Raw genomic sequence first — 15,218 nt, 5'->3', positions numbered from 1 at the left:
TGCAAAATTTTGCGGCGGCAAGGGATCACATTTCGTTTATGTTTGCGCCGCGCGTGCACCGTCAGCCCACGCCGTCAAGGGCGGGCGCGGCAATCTGGCCCCTGAAACGCGATGTCGGACACGCCGGGCGGCACGCTCGATCGACAGCGCACGGTTCGCCAGCCGACGGATCGGCGTCGCCCGTCCCTCAACCTCTCGATTCCCGCGGCACGATCCGGGCATGGGCCGCCCGCGACGCGCCTCTGCGTTCCGCGTCGCGCATGAGCTTCGTGAGTTCGCGCAATCGCTCGGCAGAAATTTCGTCGCGTTCCAACCCTTCGCGGCCGTCCACCCCGGCGCGACTCCCGAACGTCGAGCGACGCGGTCCGGTCGACGCAATGTCGGACGCCATCCCACCCACGATCGACTTCAAATTCGATGTCGAAGAAGAAGCGTTGTCGATGCCGTCCGTTTGCATCCGTGCGATCCACTCGATCGTCATCGCATCGTCTTCGCTCACGCCTTCCATGCGAAAAATGCCGGGCGCACTTGGCGAGCGATCGGCTCGGCGCAGCACCGTACGCAGGAATCCCTTCGCGAATCCTATGCGGCTGAATTGCCAGTCGGCATCATGCTCGACAAGGTCATCGTTGACGGTCTGCTGCATCGAGATGTGGTCGGTGTATCCCGCATAGCCTTTCGGCTCGCCGGGAAAGTACTGAAAATCCAGCGAAGGCGATGCGTCCGACCGCGGTACGCGTGGTGCCGCCTGCTTTTGCCTGCTGTTGTTCACTGCCGCCACGAACGCCAGCAGACCGGCGCACGCGCCGACCAGGATGGCAAGGACAGTGTGTTTCATCGTTCGTCTGACGCGCTAGCGGCAGGTGTCGTTGCCTGGCGCTTCCGGGGCCGCGATCAGGCGCGGGTCCAGTTCGGTCAAACCGTCTTCGAGTCATGTCCGTGCCCGCCGTCGAAGGACGCTGCCAACGTCAGCGGTCGGCGCGACACAGGCGCTGCCGTCGCCGAAGGTGCATGCGTGCGTCGATGCGATGAGCGCGAGGCTCGGGGAAATGCGGCCGGCCGCACCGCCAAGGACGACGCGGGCGCAACGCTTCGCAGGCCGAAGCATTCGGCCCGCGGGTCCGTCAGCGATGCGCGTCACCTGCGAGCCGCGCGTGCAAGGCCTCGATCGACGTTGCGACGAACGACGAGAACGCGCGAATCCGCGCGGTGTCGCGCAGGTCCGGATGAGTCAGCAGCCACAGGTCGGTCGCCAGTTCGTCGATCCGGCCGCCCAGCCGCACCAGATCGCGCTCGTCGTCGGCCAGGTAGCACGGCAACACGGCTGCACCGATGCCGGCGCGTGCCGCGGCGAACAGGCCGAGCAGCGTATCCACCCGATACCCGCAACGCGCATCGGCGCCGTGGGCATGCATCCATCGCTCGAGCGGCCGGTAACCCATCCGCCGGTCCGGCCCGACCCACGCAAGATCGTCGGCGCGCTCGCGCCACCCGGGTGCCGCATAGACGGCCTGTGCGATCGTACCGACCCGGCGGCCGATCAGCACCTCAGGCGGCGACGACGACGGGCGGATCGCGACATCGGCCTCGCGCTTCGACAGGTCGAAGACCGCGTTCGATACGGACACTTCCAGCGTGATCTCCGGGCAGGCATGCCGGAACGCGGCGAACACCGGCGACAGCAAGCCCGACAGCAGCGTGTCGGTCGTCGTCACGCGCACGGTGCCCGATGGCCGCACGTCGCGACCGGCCACGCGCCGCTCGACGCCATGCACCTCGTCCTGGATCCGTTCGGCGGCAGCGGCGGCGTCCTCGCCGGCCGGCGTCGGCGCATAACCGGCGCGGGTGCGCTCGAACAACTTGACGCCCAGTTCGGCCTCGATTGCCGCGAGGCGGCGAAACACCGTCGCGTGGCTGATGCCGAGCCGCCGCGCCGCGCCCGCGAGCGAACCGGCCTGAGCCACCGCCAGCACGAGCCGCAGATCGTCCCATGACAGCCGCTGTTCTTTCATGCAAACCTCGTTTGCGAAACTGGCCAATTCCCGTTCATTCTCGCAACGCGTACCGTATCAGGCAAATCCCGGCGCAAGCCGCCTTCACCGGCACACCATGAGGAACGCCGCCCATGCACACGCTGATCGTTCATTGCCATCCCGAACCCCGCTCGTTCAACGCCGCGCTACGCGACACCGCCGCGCGGACGATGCGCGCGCTCGGCCATGACGTCGAGGTGTCGGATCTCTACGCGGACGGGTTCGATCCGGTCGAGGCGCCGCGCCACTACCCGTGTCGCGCGAACGCCGACGTGTTCTCGGCGCTGGTCGAACAGCGCCACGCGAGCACGCATGCCACGCTGCCCGCCGACGTGCGCCGGGAGATCGCCCGGCTCGAGCAGGCCGACCTCGTGGTGTTCCAGTTTCCGGTCTGGTGGCATGCGGCGCCCGCGATGCTGAAGGGCTGGTTCGATCGCGTGTTCGTGAACGGCGGCCTGTACACGGGCAGCCGCCGCTACGATCGCGGCCACTTCCGCGGCCGGCGGGCGATCTGCTCGGTCACGACCGGTGCGCCGGCCGCGACGTTCGGCCCGGGCGGGCGCAGCGGCGACATCAGCCTGCTGCTGTGGCCGATTCATTACTCGCTGCATTACATGGGATACGACGTGCTGTCGCCGGTGCTCGCGCATGGCGTGCAGGACGCGCACGGCGGTTACGCGTATCAGGACGATGCGGCGCTGGCGGGCGAACTGGCCGCGCATCGCGACACGCTCGCGCGCCGGCTCGCGAACTGGCAGACGGACCGGCCGTTGCGATTTCCGGGTTGGGATGACTGGGACGAGCACGGGACGCTCAAACCGGGAATCGTCGGGTACGACCGATACGTGCGCGGGTGTGCATGAGCCCCTCACGGGAAATTCCGTGATGCTGCGTCGAATTGACTTGCGCCCGGACGGGAGGAAAGGCTGCGGGTAAGGCTGGCCCGACCTGTTCGACGCGCAGCGCGTTCGGGGCCCTGCACGGCAGCTCGCCGATGCGCGAGACCGCCCAGGCGCGGCGAGACCGGTGACGACGTTCGGCACGAACCTGCATGCCGCCCGCCTGGCCACGCCGTTCAGGTCAGCAACGGGCATCGCACCTTGCAATCGATCCGGACCACGAGTTTGCAGATGCGTTACCCCGCGACTCTCTCGAACGTATCCGCATTGGTCTGGACGGCATGTGCCCATCCAGACTCCGATGATCGCGAGCCTTGCCGAGGCGCCTGGCTGGTAACGACATGCCATACCGTCTGCAGCTTGCCGTCACGCAGCATGCCCGTGAAAGAACAGATCACGGTAACCCGGTCATTCGATATGCCGAAAGCGAAGTTGATGCAATCGCCGAACCAGACGCCCGAGACAGGCAGATCGTGACCGAAGAAGGCGCTGTCCTGCAACGCGGTGCTGAATACGCCACGAATGGCGCCCTCCTTGTCGTCGGTGATGGAAAGTGTGGAGCCGTATTGATTACGCCACGTACCGATCCAGTTCATAACGCACCTCCGGAGCACGCGATCACGCGCCAATGGGCCGAGCGTTCCAGGCGCCGGCGCCTTCTCGCGGCAATCGGGCTCGCAAAGCCGGCGCCGCGCATGGGCGAGCACCGTCGTGACAGAAAATCCTGGCGCGAATCCAGCAATAGTGATGCATCACCAGCGCCCACGGCGCCGGCATGACGATCAAAAAGTATAGACGCTCGTCGGATGATATGAGGCGGTGCATGTGACGATCCGGCCAGTGCGGACGCTTGTGTTCCCCCACTTTGTTGACCACACGATGCCGTCCGGCACGAAGGCTCGCCTGCGTCGACATGAGCCGATCAAGGGGCCCGCACGTTTTCCCATTGCTGCTGCGGTCGCCACGACGGCGTCGGGAAGATGTCGAGCAACTTTCTCGCCTGAACCGCTTGGGGTTTCTGGATGAGATTCACGCGGCTCGCTCTTGCAACGCCCCGTCGTTGCGACGGCTATCTCGACGGCGGACAACAGAGCGCGCCGTCACGTTCCTGCCAGTCGGAAAATCGGGCCGGCGCCCGCGTGACGACGTGACCTGCTGCATGCCGCCACGCAGCATCGTCAACCACGGGCGCGCGACCAATCCCCGCCCGCCGTCCATGCATACTCAGTATGACTTGCCGCCCACCGTCGCCGATTCCAGTTCGCGCGTGATGATCTGCGTGCCGCCCACATCGGCGATCGACTTGACCATGCCGACACCCGGCGCGAGCCAGTCGTCCGCGATCGTCTTGCTGGTCAAGGCCGGGTTGGTGAAGGTCTCCGTCGTGTGATAGTGGCATGCATTCGCGAAGACCTTGCCGTTCCGGAGGCTGACCGTTTCGCGCGCGACGTAGGTCCGCTGGATCGAGACGGACGTTTGCGCGCCGCCGGACGGAAAGACGGGCGTATCGACATAATTCACCGTCTCGCTTCCCGTGAGCCCGATCGTCTCGACATAGGGCGGCGAGTTCACATCGCGCAACGCGAGCGTGCTGCCGCTGTAGACCTCGCCGCCGTAGTTCGTGCGCACGCCGTTGCCGACAAGATAGTAGTGGTTGGTCTGAATCGGCGAGCCGGTCGTGGTTTCGGCCTGCTGCGTGAGCGCCACGCCCTCGAACGTCGCCGGCGCGAAGGTCCGCGTGTACACGCCGTTGTCGACCGCCGGGCTCTGCGCCGTCGCTTGCGTGTACATGTGCAGTTGCACGATATCGCCTTGCTGGTAGACCGGATCGCACTCGACGTTCGAGGCGGTCGGCGAACCCGAATTGCCATCGGATGTGCCCGTCGTTGGCGTGCCGCCCGTCCCGCCGCTGCCGCCGTTGTTGGTCGTGCCCGATCCGCCGGACGCCGCGGGCGAGGAATTGTCGTCGCCACCGCCGCAAGCGGTCAGCGCCAGGCAGGTCAATGCAATCAGTGCAACGGCTTTCATCGGGATCACCTTCGGAACGAACAGGACGAACGCAGCCGCTGCGCGCGCATCGTGCCGCACGCACCGACCCTCACGAATCGGACATCAGGAATCAAGGCAATCGGCCGGCGGCCCTCGCCGGCCCGGCGACGTCAGTTGACCTGCAGCTGGCCACCGCGGCCCAGCCCGCCCTTGACGTCCTGCGCCTTGTAGCTGCGCAGCGCGACGACCATCTTGTTGTACGCATCGATGAACGCGACGACCGTCGCCTTGCCTTCCGGCGTCGCCGAGAAACCCGCCAGCGCGCCGCCCACGCCGCCGCCGAACCCACCCAGCGCCGCGCCGTAGTTGGTCGCCGTCGAGCTGCCCTCCGACGCCGCGATCTGCACCGCCGAGCGCACGTCGAACAGCGTCAGCGTCACGACCGACGCCTTCGTCTGCAGGTGGCCCGCCACCGCCGCCACCGCGCTGTTGCCGATCAGCCCGCCGATCATGCTGCCGATCCCGCCGATCGGCGAATCGTTGATCACGATCTGCGGCTCCATGTAGTAGTCGGCCGCGACACGCTGGCCCTTCTGCTGCTTCGAGCCCGCGCGGTATTCGCCCGAGTTGCGCTGCAGCTGCGTGATGCGCGACAGGCGCGCGTCGCTCTTCTGGTTGCCGATCGACGTGATCACGAAGCAGTTCGACTGCTGCACCGCCAGGCGCAGCAGCGGGTCGATCGTGGTCATCTTGGTCGCGCTGCCGAACGGGCCCCACCAGTCGGCATTGCGGCCGTCGTCGACCGCGATCGTGCCGAGCGGCGACGTGCAGCGCTGCAGTTGCGAATCGGCGCCGGCGCTCGCGCCGCCAGCCGCGGCGCCCGTCACGCCGGCGTTCTGCCCGCCGGGCGTCACCACGCCGCCGCAACCCGCGACGGACGCGCCAAGCGCTGCAACCAGCGCACCTTGAGTGAGACGTTGGAGAAGGTTGGTCTTCATTGTCGTTGTCGATCGATTAGAGTCGTTGTTCGGCTTATGTGTCCATGCGAACTTCGATAAGCCCCCCGGCGTGGCGCGCGATGGTGGTCTCCCCGCGGCTGCCCCCGTTGCTCGATGCCCGGTCAGTAGTACCAGTACGTCTGCTGCCAGACGCCGTAGTACGGATAGCCCGAGTACCAGTAGCCGTAATAGACGTCACGCCATTGCGTGCGCCATTTCCAGTCTTCCTCGTCTTCCTTCTTGGCCTTGCGCGCGAGATCGAGCAGCTTTTTCGATTCCTTGTCGCCGCGGCCGGCCGCGATCGACAGCCACTTCTCCGCTTCGCGCGCATCCGAGCCCATTTCCTCGAGGCCGAACAGGTAGAAACTGCCGAGCGCCTTCTGCGCGTTCAGGTCGCCGCGTTCGGCGGCCTCGCGCATCCACTTGAGCGCCTGGTAGCTGTCCTGGCGCACGCCGTCGCCGCGGAAATAGCGCAGGCCGAGGTCGTAGGCGGCCTTCGGCTGGGTCTTCGCGGTCTGCTTGAGCGCGGCGATGCGCGGCTCTTCGCGGTCTTCCGCCTCGTCCCTTTTTTGATAGGAGACCTGATCTTTAGGGCGATCGGAACAACCTGTGTCGTCGCAGATCCGTACCGTGTTCCCGGTGACGGACGGATCCTGCGCGCACGCGGCCAACAGCAACAGCAGCCCCGGTGCGAGTAAACGGCGATACATGGGTATTTTCCTCACGTTTCATTGGCGCCGTATTGCTTCGCGCGCTCGCCCGCGAGCATGCCCCCGGCCGGTGCGGGGCGCGGCGAACATCGTCCGCGGGCCCGCGTGCCAAGGCTCTCTCAGGTTCTCTTTTCGGCTTGAAACATCGTTGCAGCGTCTGACACGGCAGAAAACGGCACGCGGTAAACCCGCTCTTGTTCTGTCTCTTTAATCCACGCAATATCGATCGCTGCTTACTGGCTTCAAATGATACATATCGGTCTATCTAATAGTCAAGACGACTTGATAACTGGCTCGACAAGCGAAAGATTGTCGGGGCGGAACGGCCATCAGACAGCGCCAGGAGGCCGATTTCATCGGCCGGCATGATGCTAGAATAATCGGTCTATGCTGTTGAAATATCGAGGAGGAAGCCGTTCGTGCGAGCCAACAAACGCCAGCTGGTGGTAGACAAAGCGACCGAACTGTTCTCCAGGCATGGATTCCACCCGGTGGGCGTCGACTGGATCATCGACGATTCCGGTGTCGCCCGAATGACGCTGTACCGGCATTTTGCGAGCAAGGACGAGCTCATCCGCGAAGTGCTGGTCCAGCGCTACGACCTGATCGTCGGCAGCATCGACGCGCAGTTGCAGCACGTCGTCGATCCGGTCGAGCGCGTCAAGACCGTCTTCGACTGGTATGAAGCGTGGTTCCGCACACCCGAATTTGCCGGCTGCCTGTTCGAGCGTGCGCTGGCCGAATTCGGCACCGCTTATGCGCCGATCTCGGATGTCGCGATCCGCTATCGCCGCAAGATGGTCGAATGGATGGCCGAACTGATCGAAGCCGTCGTGCCGGCCGAAACCGCCAACCGGCTGGCGACCGTCTTCATGATGCTGTTGGACGGCGCCACGGTCGAAGCGCGGGCGTTCAACGATTCCGCGGCGGCCCAGCGCGCATGGCAAGCCGCGCATGCGCTGCTCGAACAGGCGATGCACGCGCCGGTCTCGCCTGCCGAAGGTGCCGGTCGCCCGACGTAACGCAACGTCGCGCGCCGTCGTATTGCAAGCAAACCGAGGTCGGAGGGTGCCGGGGAGGACGACATGCATGATCGGATGCGCTGGATCGGTTTCGCGATGGGTCTGGCGATCGCGTGTACCGGCTGCAAATCGGTGAATGTCAGCCGATATGAAATCCAGAACCGCGATCGAAACGGTCTCACGATCGTTGCGTTCACCACGGAAGACCTGGCATCGCTCGACCGAACGCTGTGGGCCGACCACGTCTACCTCCGCTACACCGTCACGCCGCTCACCATCCGCAAGCGATTCGATACGGGTGAAATCGCGCTCGACGACTATCCGTTTGCTGCGCGGCGGCTCGCCATCCGCGCCCCGTGTCCGGTCCCCACGTCGGACTTCTGTTCGTCCTGGTTCATTCCGTTCCACGATCGCGCGGGGCTGCACGGCCTGGACTATGTGTCGGGGCTCGATGCCAACGAACCCGCGCGCCTGACGTTGCGCATCGGCGGCGGGAGCATGGTCGGGGCCCGGCTGGTATCGAAGGAACACGCGATCGACGTCGACGTGGGCGACAGGGCGAAGCCGACCGGACCGTGAGGCCCGCCCAGGCTGCCGGCGCGGGAAACCGCCCGGGCGGGCACGGCCATTGCACCTGCCGGACCCCGGGAGGCCCGCGATCATGAACGACAACGATTTGCTCCAGCCCGAGCCGACGGAACCGAACCCGAACGCGGTCCCGTGGGTCCGGCGTCTCGGCCCCGGCCTGATCACCGGCGCCGCCGACGACGATCCTTCCGGCATCGGGACATACTCGCAGGCGGGGGCGCAATTCGGCTTCGAACTGCTGTGGTCGCTGCTGCTCACGTATCCGCTGATGACGGCGATCCAGCTGGTCAGCGCGCGAATCGGCCGCGTGACGGGCAAGGGCCTCGCGTCGAACATGCGCAAGCACTATCCGCCATGGCTGCTGTACGGAACGGTCGTACTGCTGATCACGGCCAACGTGATCAACATCGCGGCCGATCTGTCGGCCATGGGCGCGGCCGTCAATTTGCTGCTGCCCGGCCCGCAACAGCTCTACATCGTGTGCCTCGGCGGCGTATCGGTCGTACTGCAGGTTTTCGTCCCGTACGACCGCTATTCACGATTGCTGAAATGGACGGCGTTGACGCTGCTCGCCTATGTCGCGGTCGCCGTCATCGTGCCGGTCGACTGGGCCGACGTCGGTCGCGCGATCGTGCGGCCCCATGCGCAACTGAGCGCCGCCTACCTGACCACGGTCGTCGCCGTGCTCGGTACGACCATCAGCCCGTATCTGTTTTTCTGGCAGGCGTCCCAGGAAGTCGAAGAGTTGCGCTCCGTGCCGAACCAGCGGCCGCTGCGGCGCGTACCGCATCAGGCGCCCGCCCAGTTGCGCCGCATCAGCTTCGACACGTGGTTCGGCATGGGCGTGTCGAACGTGATCGCCTTCTTCATCGTGCTGACGGCGGCGGCCACGCTCAACGCGCATCACATCGACGTCAAGACGTCGGCCGATGCCGCGCGGGCGCTCGAGCCGCTTGCCGGTCACTTCGCATACGTGCTGTTCGCGCTCGGCATCGTCGGCACCGGCCTGCTGGCGCTGCCGGTGCTCGCGGGATCGGCCGCCTATGCGGCCGCGGGCACGTTCCGCTGGCGCAACAGCCTCGCGCTGCAGTTGGGCGTCGCGCCCGAGTTCTATGCGGTGATCGTCTTGGCGATCGTCGGCGGGATCGCGTTCACGTTCATGCATTTCGACCCGATCCGCGCGCTTTACTGGAGCGCCGTCATCAACGGCGTGAGCGCCGTTCCGATCATGGTCGTGATGATGCTGATGGCGAGAAGCAAACGGGTCATGGGCGAGTTTGCCGTCAGAGGCGCGCTTGCATGGGGCGGATGGATCGCGACGCTCGCGATGGCAATCGCGGCGATGGGCGTGTTCGTGCCGGGATGAAACCGGCAGCGCGAATGCCGCGGCTCGCGCTCACTCCAGTTCGCCCGTACTCAGTGCGGCGCCGACCGCACGACGCAGCACGTCCGCGAGCCGCTGGTTTTCGTCGATGCGGGCCTGTTCGATCGCGACGTCCTCGGCGTTGCCCGTGCGGCGCGCCCATTCCTGGCGCTCGCGCGCAAAAATCATGCGCTCGTGAACCGCGCGGATCGCCCCCCATATCGCATCCTCCGCTTTCTGGGCTTCCGCGTCGTCGAGGGAAAGCGCGGAGAACGCATGCCCGGTATGGCAACGGTATCGCAACGGACGATCGTCGCGCATGCGCCAGAGCACGCCGTTGCAACTGGGGCACGTGAGGGCGGAACGCGTGCCGATTTTGTCAAGCAGTCCCGGATCGACGAGGCCGCCCTCGGCAATCCGGCTCTCATGGTCGAGGTCGCGCAAATCTGCCATTTTTCGCTGCTCCTTCGCACGTGCGCCGTAGACCGCTGCATGAAGGGTCCGCGGCAGTTCTTCCGCCGTCGCGACCGCATCGGCTCCCGCCGCGGCCAGTGCGCTGCGCGGCATCGACGGCGCTTCGCATTCATCGGGGTCCTGAACGATGCCGTAGCCGCCCCGTGCGCGAATGGCCGCCAGGCCGGCCGCGCCGTCATCGAGGTCGCCGCTGAGCACCACGCCGATCGCACCGGCGCCATATTCGCGTGCGGCGGAGCGAAACAGCGGGTCGGCGGCCGGGCGGGCGAAGTTCTCGGCGGCCGTATCGAGCAGCCACAGGTCGCCGCCGCGCACGATCATGTGCCGGTCGGGCGGCGCCACGTAAATTCTGCCCGCCTCCGGCGATTCCCCGTGTAGCGCCTCGCTTGCATCGAGCCTGCCCCATCGCGACAACAACTCGGGCAGGATCGTCCGATGTCGACCAATGTGCTGCACGATGCAAATCGGCACCGGAAAATCCGCGGCAATGCCGGCCACCAACGTCCGGAGGACCGGGAGACCGCCTCGGGACGACGCAATTACCACGATATCTCGACGATCCATAGCGCCCCCTTTGCGGATAGCGCCGCAAATCGGGTTCCTGAGCCGAAATTCCGTCACGGGCGGTAGCAGACGAGGCAATGCGGGTCGGATGGCGGTTGATGCAACCCGCCGACGGGAACGCGTGGCGCGAACCGCGGCGCAAACGACCCGCGACGCACGCGCGGGTCGTCACCGGGCGGGTTTAATGCGTGTCGCCGAGCGCCGCGAGCAACATCCCGAAATCCAGCGGTTTGGACAGGTGAGTGTCGAAGCCGGCCTCCGCCGCGGCCCGGACATCGTCCTGGCGATTACGGCCCGTCAGCGCAACGGTCCGGAGCGTGGCCCAGCGGGGATCGGCCTTGATGTGGCGAATCAACTCATAGCCGTCCATGTCGGGCAGCCCGATGTCGGACACGATGGCGTCGACAGGCGTCTCCGGCAACCTCTCCAGTGCCTCGGCCCCGCTTTTCGCGGCCGTGACCGTTGCCCCCGCGAGTTCCAGCAGCGCCGTGAGCGACAGCGCCGTCTCCTGATCGTCCTCGACCAGCAGCACGCGAAGGCCCGCGATACTCCCCTCCGCCGCGCCGTTGCCGGAAGACACGACGCGCTCGTCGGATGCGGCCGGCAGCCATACCGTCATCGTGGTCCCCCTTCCCTGGCCGTCGGATGCCGCGGCGATCCGGCCGCCGTGCATTTCCACGAGTTGCCGAACGAGCGCCAGCCCGATTCCGAGCCCGCCGCGGGTCCGGTCGCGCGGCGCCTGCCGGAACATGTCGAACACATGCGGCAGCGTATCGCCGTCGATCCCCTGCCCGTCGTCGATCACGTCGACACGCAGCATCCGCCCTTCATGCGCGAGACGCACGACGATCTCGCCATGCGATTGCGTGAACTTGAGCGCGTTGGACATCAGGTTCCAGAAGATCTGCTCGCAACGCACCGGATCGGCGAGCGCGATGGCCGGCTCCGTCGGCAACTCCGTTTTCAGGACCAGGCCGCGCGCGTGCACGTCGCGCTCGCAGGTATCGGCGATACCGCGCAACATCGCCGTCAGGTCGACGCGGCCCAGCTCGAGCGCGAGCTTGCCGGTCTGGATGCGCGACAGATCGAGCAGGTCGTCGATGATCTGCGCCTGCGCGCGCACGGCTTGCCGAATCGAATCCGCGGCTTCGCGCACGGCGGGAATGTCGCGCGTCTCCGGCAGGCGCGGCAGCATTTCCGACTTGACGCCGATCAGGTTGAGCGGATGCCGCAGCTCGTGCGACAGCACGGCGATGAACTCGTCCTTTAGCTGATTCGAACTGAGCGCCTGCTCGCGGGCCGCCTGCTCCCGCGCAAGCGCTTCGCGGTTCGCGTCGTCGCTCTGCTTGCGCAGCGTCATGTCGCGCACGATCTTCGCGAATCCGTTGAACGACGTATCGGAAATCGGCGTAACGACGCCGCTGCAGAAAATCCGGCGCCCGTCCTTGGTCCGGTGCCAGCGCTCGTCGTCCGCGCGGCCTTCCCGGGTCGCGACTTCGCGCTCGCGCATCGGCACGAGCGCCTGTCGATCGTTGGGTTCGTAGATCAACTCCACGTCCTGGCCGATCATCTCTTCTTCCGTATAGCCGAAGATGCGTTCCGCCCCGGCGTTCCAGCTCACGATCGCGCCGTTGCCGTCCTGGATGATGATCGCGTAGTCCTTGGTCGACTGCGCGACCAGGCGCAGGCGCTGCTCGCCCGCGCGAGCCGCCTCTTCCGCATGATGCCGGTCGGTGATGTCGATCAGCGTGATCACCGCGCCGTCGATGTGGTCGTCCGCCGTGCGGTAGGGCAGCAACCGCATCAGATACCACCGGCCGGCCTCGCTCTCGATCTCGCGCTCGATCAACCGCAGCGACTGAAACGACTGCCGGACATCGTCGGCCAGCGTCGGATACCGCAACGCGTGGGTAATGTGGAACAGCGACCGGCCCAGGTCCGTATCGATCAGATTGAAAATGGCCGTCGCGTTCGGCGTAAACCGCTTGACCCGGATTTCCTTGTCGACGAACACGGTCGCGATCTCGCTCGACGCGATGATGTTGTGGAGGTCGTCGTTCGCCTTCGCGGTGTCTTCGATCCTTGCCTGCATTTCGGCGTTGGCCGTGGTCAACTCCTCGTTGACCGATTGCAGTTCCTCCTTGCTGCTTTCGAGCTCCTCGCTCGTGGAGCGCAATTCTTCGTTGATCGCCTGCAGTTCCTCGTTCGACGCCTTCAGTTCCTCGACGGACGTTTCGTACTGCTCGATGATCGTCGCCAGTTGCTCGCGGCTGTGCTGCAGCTCCTGTTCGAGCTGCGCGAGCACCGGATCCTGCCCGCTCGTCTCGGCCTGATCCTCCTCGGTCATGCGGCCGGCCACCTCGTCGAACACGACGAGGAGGAATTCCGCATTCGCGACCTTGTCGTGGAACGGCCGGACCGTCATGTTGATCCACGATACGCGCGTGTCGTGCGCCCACTTGACCCGGCGCGCTTCCACGCTCGTACCCGTTTGTAGCGCGCGGAAAATCGCGGTGCGCAAATCGAGCCGCAGATCCGGCAGCACCAGCGTCATGATGTTGCTGGACAGCTCGCCGCCGACATGCCTGAGGAACCGGCCGGCGTTATCCGACAGATGAACGACGTTCGATTCCTTGTCGATGATGACGCTCGGCGGCGAATACGTTTCGAGCGCGCGCTGGTGCAGTTCCGCATAGGAGAAATTGCGCTGTGCCGGGCTGGTCGGCACCCGCAGCGGGGGCTGCGGCGCGGCCCGCTCGTCGGATGCACCGGACTCGACCTGGAACAGCGGCGGAAAGCCCGTGACCGGCTTCGCGCGATGCGTGACGACGCGGGCGCGGTAAATCCGGCGCTTCTTGTCCACGACGGCAAACAGATCGTCCGCCGCGTCGGCCGATTCCGCGGTGCCGAGGAACAGGTAGCCGTTCGGACGCAGCGCGAAATGAAACAGCTCGAGGATTTGCCGCTGCACCGCCCGCTCCAGATAGATCAGCACGTTGCGGCACGAGATCAGGTCGAGATGCGAGAACGGCGGATCGCGCAGCAGGCTGTGCGCGGCGAACAGAATGCGCTCGCGCACCGCCTTGGCGATCACGTAATGTGCGCCGTCCCGCGTGAAATACCGCTGCAGCAGCGCGGCGGGCACGTCGCTCGCGATCGAAAGCGGGTAGGAGCCGGTGCGCGCGCGGACGATCGCCGCCTCATCGATATCGGTCGCGAATACCTGGATGGCCTGGCTCGACATCGCGGCCTCGCGCGCCCGCGCCAGCAACAGCGAGATCGAGTACGCCTCTTCCCCGGTCGCGCATCCGGCTACCCACACGCGCACCTGCTCCTCGCCGGATTCCGACGCGAACAACGAGCCGATCACTTCCTGTTCGAGGAAATCGAACGCTTCGCGATCGCGGAAGAACTGGGTCACGCCGATCAGCATGTCCGCCAGCAGCGCGTTTGCTTCCTCCGGCGCGGCACGCAGGAAATCCCGGTACGCGAGGAGATCGCGCTGGCCGTTGACCTGCATGCGCCGTTCGATACGCCGCAGCACGGTCGCCCGCTTGTACAGCCGGAAATCGTGGCCGGTGCGTACCCGCAGGTGCATCAGAATGTCGGAAAGCGCCCGCTCCGGATCGTTGACCGTCGGCCGATCGACGTGGTGCAGCGATTGCGCGAATTCGACGCTTTGCTGCTCGATGCGGCGCGCATTCGACCAGAGTTCGAGCAACCGTTGCGGCATGTCGGCCACCGGCAGCACGATATCGACGCGCGCCATGGCAATCGCGTGCTGCGGCATCTCCGCATACTCGGCGTCATCCGGCGTCTGCGCAAGCGTGATGCCGCCCGCCTCCTTGATGCGGCTCAAGCCCGCCGCGCCGTCGGAGCCGGTGCCCGACATCACGATGCCGATCGCGCGCCAGTCGTGCGCGTCCGCCAGCGTCCGAAAGAAGTGGTCGATCGTGAATGGGGCATCATCGGACCGGCCCCGGCTATGACAGCGAAGACAGCCGTCCGACATCTCGAGTTGCAGGCCCGGCGCGATCACGTAGATGTGGTTCTTTTCGATCGGCACCGTGGACGTCACCTGATGCACCGGCATGCCCGTCGTGCGCTGCAGGACCGTGTCCATGTGGCTGACCTGTTCCGGCGCGAGATGGACGACGACGACGAACGCCATGTCCATGCCCGTCGGCGCGCTCTCGAAAAAGGTCTGCAAGGCCGTCGTACCGCCTGCCGATGCGCCGATGCCCACGACCGGAAACGACAGATCGCTCTTCAACGTGGCGGGCGATGAAAGCCGCTCCTTGCGCGCAGGCGCTTGCCGTGCCATTGAATTCTCCTGATGGTGTTGTGGGGCATCGTGTGCCGACCGCCGATCGATACCGGGTCGCATCGCCCTCGTCCGGGTCGGGGCGTCCCACGCTCCTCCGTGATGCTTCCCCTGCGCCTCCGTGCGCATTGTACGGCACCGGCAAGCGCCGGACCGCCCCTGACTAAGGGCTTGCGATCTCCCATGCGGCGGATCACCGACGGCGTGTGCGCGCGGGACAGCGGGAACCGGAACGATGAAACGGCTGCACCTGC

Annotated in this window: 12 protein-coding genes; 4 read left to right on the top strand and 8 right to left on the bottom strand. The window is 66.0% G+C overall.

Annotated features, from left to right (window positions below; all coding sequences use genetic code 11):
* Window positions 1-187: 187 nt before the first annotated feature.
* Together DTA15_RS33005 and DTA15_RS33000 are read right to left on the bottom strand one after the other, a co-directional pair.
* Window positions 188-838, bottom strand: coding sequence for a hypothetical protein (locus DTA15_RS33005; RefSeq protein WP_006484302.1), 651 nt, complete (start codon window positions 836-838; stop codon window positions 188-190).
* A gap of 286 nt (window positions 839-1,124) precedes the next feature.
* The gene (locus DTA15_RS33000; RefSeq protein ID WP_006484299.1) at window positions 1,125-2,012 is read right to left on the bottom strand and encodes a LysR family transcriptional regulator; all 888 of its coding nucleotides are present in this window, start codon (window positions 2,010-2,012) and stop codon (window positions 1,125-1,127) included.
* 113 nt (window positions 2,013-2,125) lie between these two features.
* Between DTA15_RS33000 and DTA15_RS32995 the strand changes: the two genes are divergently transcribed.
* Complete coding sequence (locus tag DTA15_RS32995) at window positions 2,126-2,896, top strand: NAD(P)H-dependent oxidoreductase (protein WP_006484293.1); 771 nt, start codon at window positions 2,126-2,128, stop codon at window positions 2,894-2,896.
* A gap of 272 nt (window positions 2,897-3,168) precedes the next feature.
* Here the strand turns inward: DTA15_RS32995 and DTA15_RS32985 are convergent, their stop codons facing one another.
* The 4 genes from DTA15_RS32985 to DTA15_RS32970 form a co-directional block, all read right to left on the bottom strand.
* The gene (locus DTA15_RS32985) at window positions 3,169-3,528 is read right to left on the bottom strand and encodes an avidin/streptavidin family protein (RefSeq protein WP_006484296.1); all 360 of its coding nucleotides are present in this window, start codon (window positions 3,526-3,528) and stop codon (window positions 3,169-3,171) included.
* 628 nt (window positions 3,529-4,156) lie between these two features.
* Complete coding sequence (locus DTA15_RS32980; protein ID WP_012493790.1) at window positions 4,157-4,960, bottom strand: hypothetical protein; 804 nt, start codon at window positions 4,958-4,960, stop codon at window positions 4,157-4,159.
* A 131-nt stretch (window positions 4,961-5,091) separates the two neighbouring features.
* Window positions 5,092-5,919, bottom strand: a complete 828-nt coding sequence (locus tag DTA15_RS32975; protein WP_012493791.1) for a hypothetical protein — start codon at window positions 5,917-5,919, stop codon at window positions 5,092-5,094.
* Between the two features lie 122 nt (window positions 5,920-6,041).
* Window positions 6,042-6,629 carry a tetratricopeptide repeat protein gene (locus DTA15_RS32970; RefSeq protein ID WP_006491392.1) on the bottom strand — a complete coding sequence of 196 codons (588 nt, stop codon included), beginning with the start codon at window positions 6,627-6,629 and terminating at the stop codon, window positions 6,042-6,044.
* 419 nt (window positions 6,630-7,048) lie between these two features.
* Here DTA15_RS32970 and DTA15_RS32965 point away from each other — a divergent pair, with 419 nt between their 5' ends.
* From DTA15_RS32965 to DTA15_RS32955, 3 genes are all read left to right on the top strand, one after another.
* Complete coding sequence (locus DTA15_RS32965) at window positions 7,049-7,651, top strand: TetR/AcrR family transcriptional regulator (protein WP_006485824.1); 603 nt, start codon at window positions 7,049-7,051, stop codon at window positions 7,649-7,651.
* Window positions 7,652-7,714: 63 nt separating this feature from the next.
* Window positions 7,715-8,230, top strand: coding sequence for a hypothetical protein (locus tag DTA15_RS32960; RefSeq protein WP_006485828.1), 516 nt, complete (start codon window positions 7,715-7,717; stop codon window positions 8,228-8,230).
* An 82-nt stretch (window positions 8,231-8,312) separates the two neighbouring features.
* On the top strand, window positions 8,313-9,605 hold the full coding sequence (locus tag DTA15_RS32955; protein ID WP_006485829.1) for an Nramp family divalent metal transporter: 1,293 nt from the start codon (window positions 8,313-8,315) through the stop codon (window positions 9,603-9,605).
* A 30-nt stretch (window positions 9,606-9,635) separates the two neighbouring features.
* On the opposite strand, the gene DTA15_RS32950 is transcribed toward DTA15_RS32955, so the two are convergent.
* Together DTA15_RS32950 and DTA15_RS32945 are read right to left on the bottom strand one after the other, a co-directional pair.
* Window positions 9,636-10,640, bottom strand: coding sequence for a chemotaxis protein CheB (locus tag DTA15_RS32950; protein ID WP_012493792.1), 1,005 nt, complete (start codon window positions 10,638-10,640; stop codon window positions 9,636-9,638).
* A gap of 181 nt (window positions 10,641-10,821) precedes the next feature.
* On the bottom strand, window positions 10,822-14,964 hold the full coding sequence (locus DTA15_RS32945) for a CheR family methyltransferase (RefSeq protein ID WP_006485827.1): 4,143 nt from the start codon (window positions 14,962-14,964) through the stop codon (window positions 10,822-10,824).
* Between the last annotated feature and the right edge of the window lie 254 nt (window positions 14,965-15,218).

The sequence above is a fragment of the Burkholderia cenocepacia genome (genome assembly GCF_900446215.1).
Classification (GTDB): Bacteria; Pseudomonadota; Gammaproteobacteria; order Burkholderiales; family Burkholderiaceae; genus Burkholderia; species Burkholderia cenocepacia.
The sequence above is the reverse complement of the archived record's forward strand: the minus strand, read 5'-3'. Positions and strand labels throughout refer to the sequence as shown.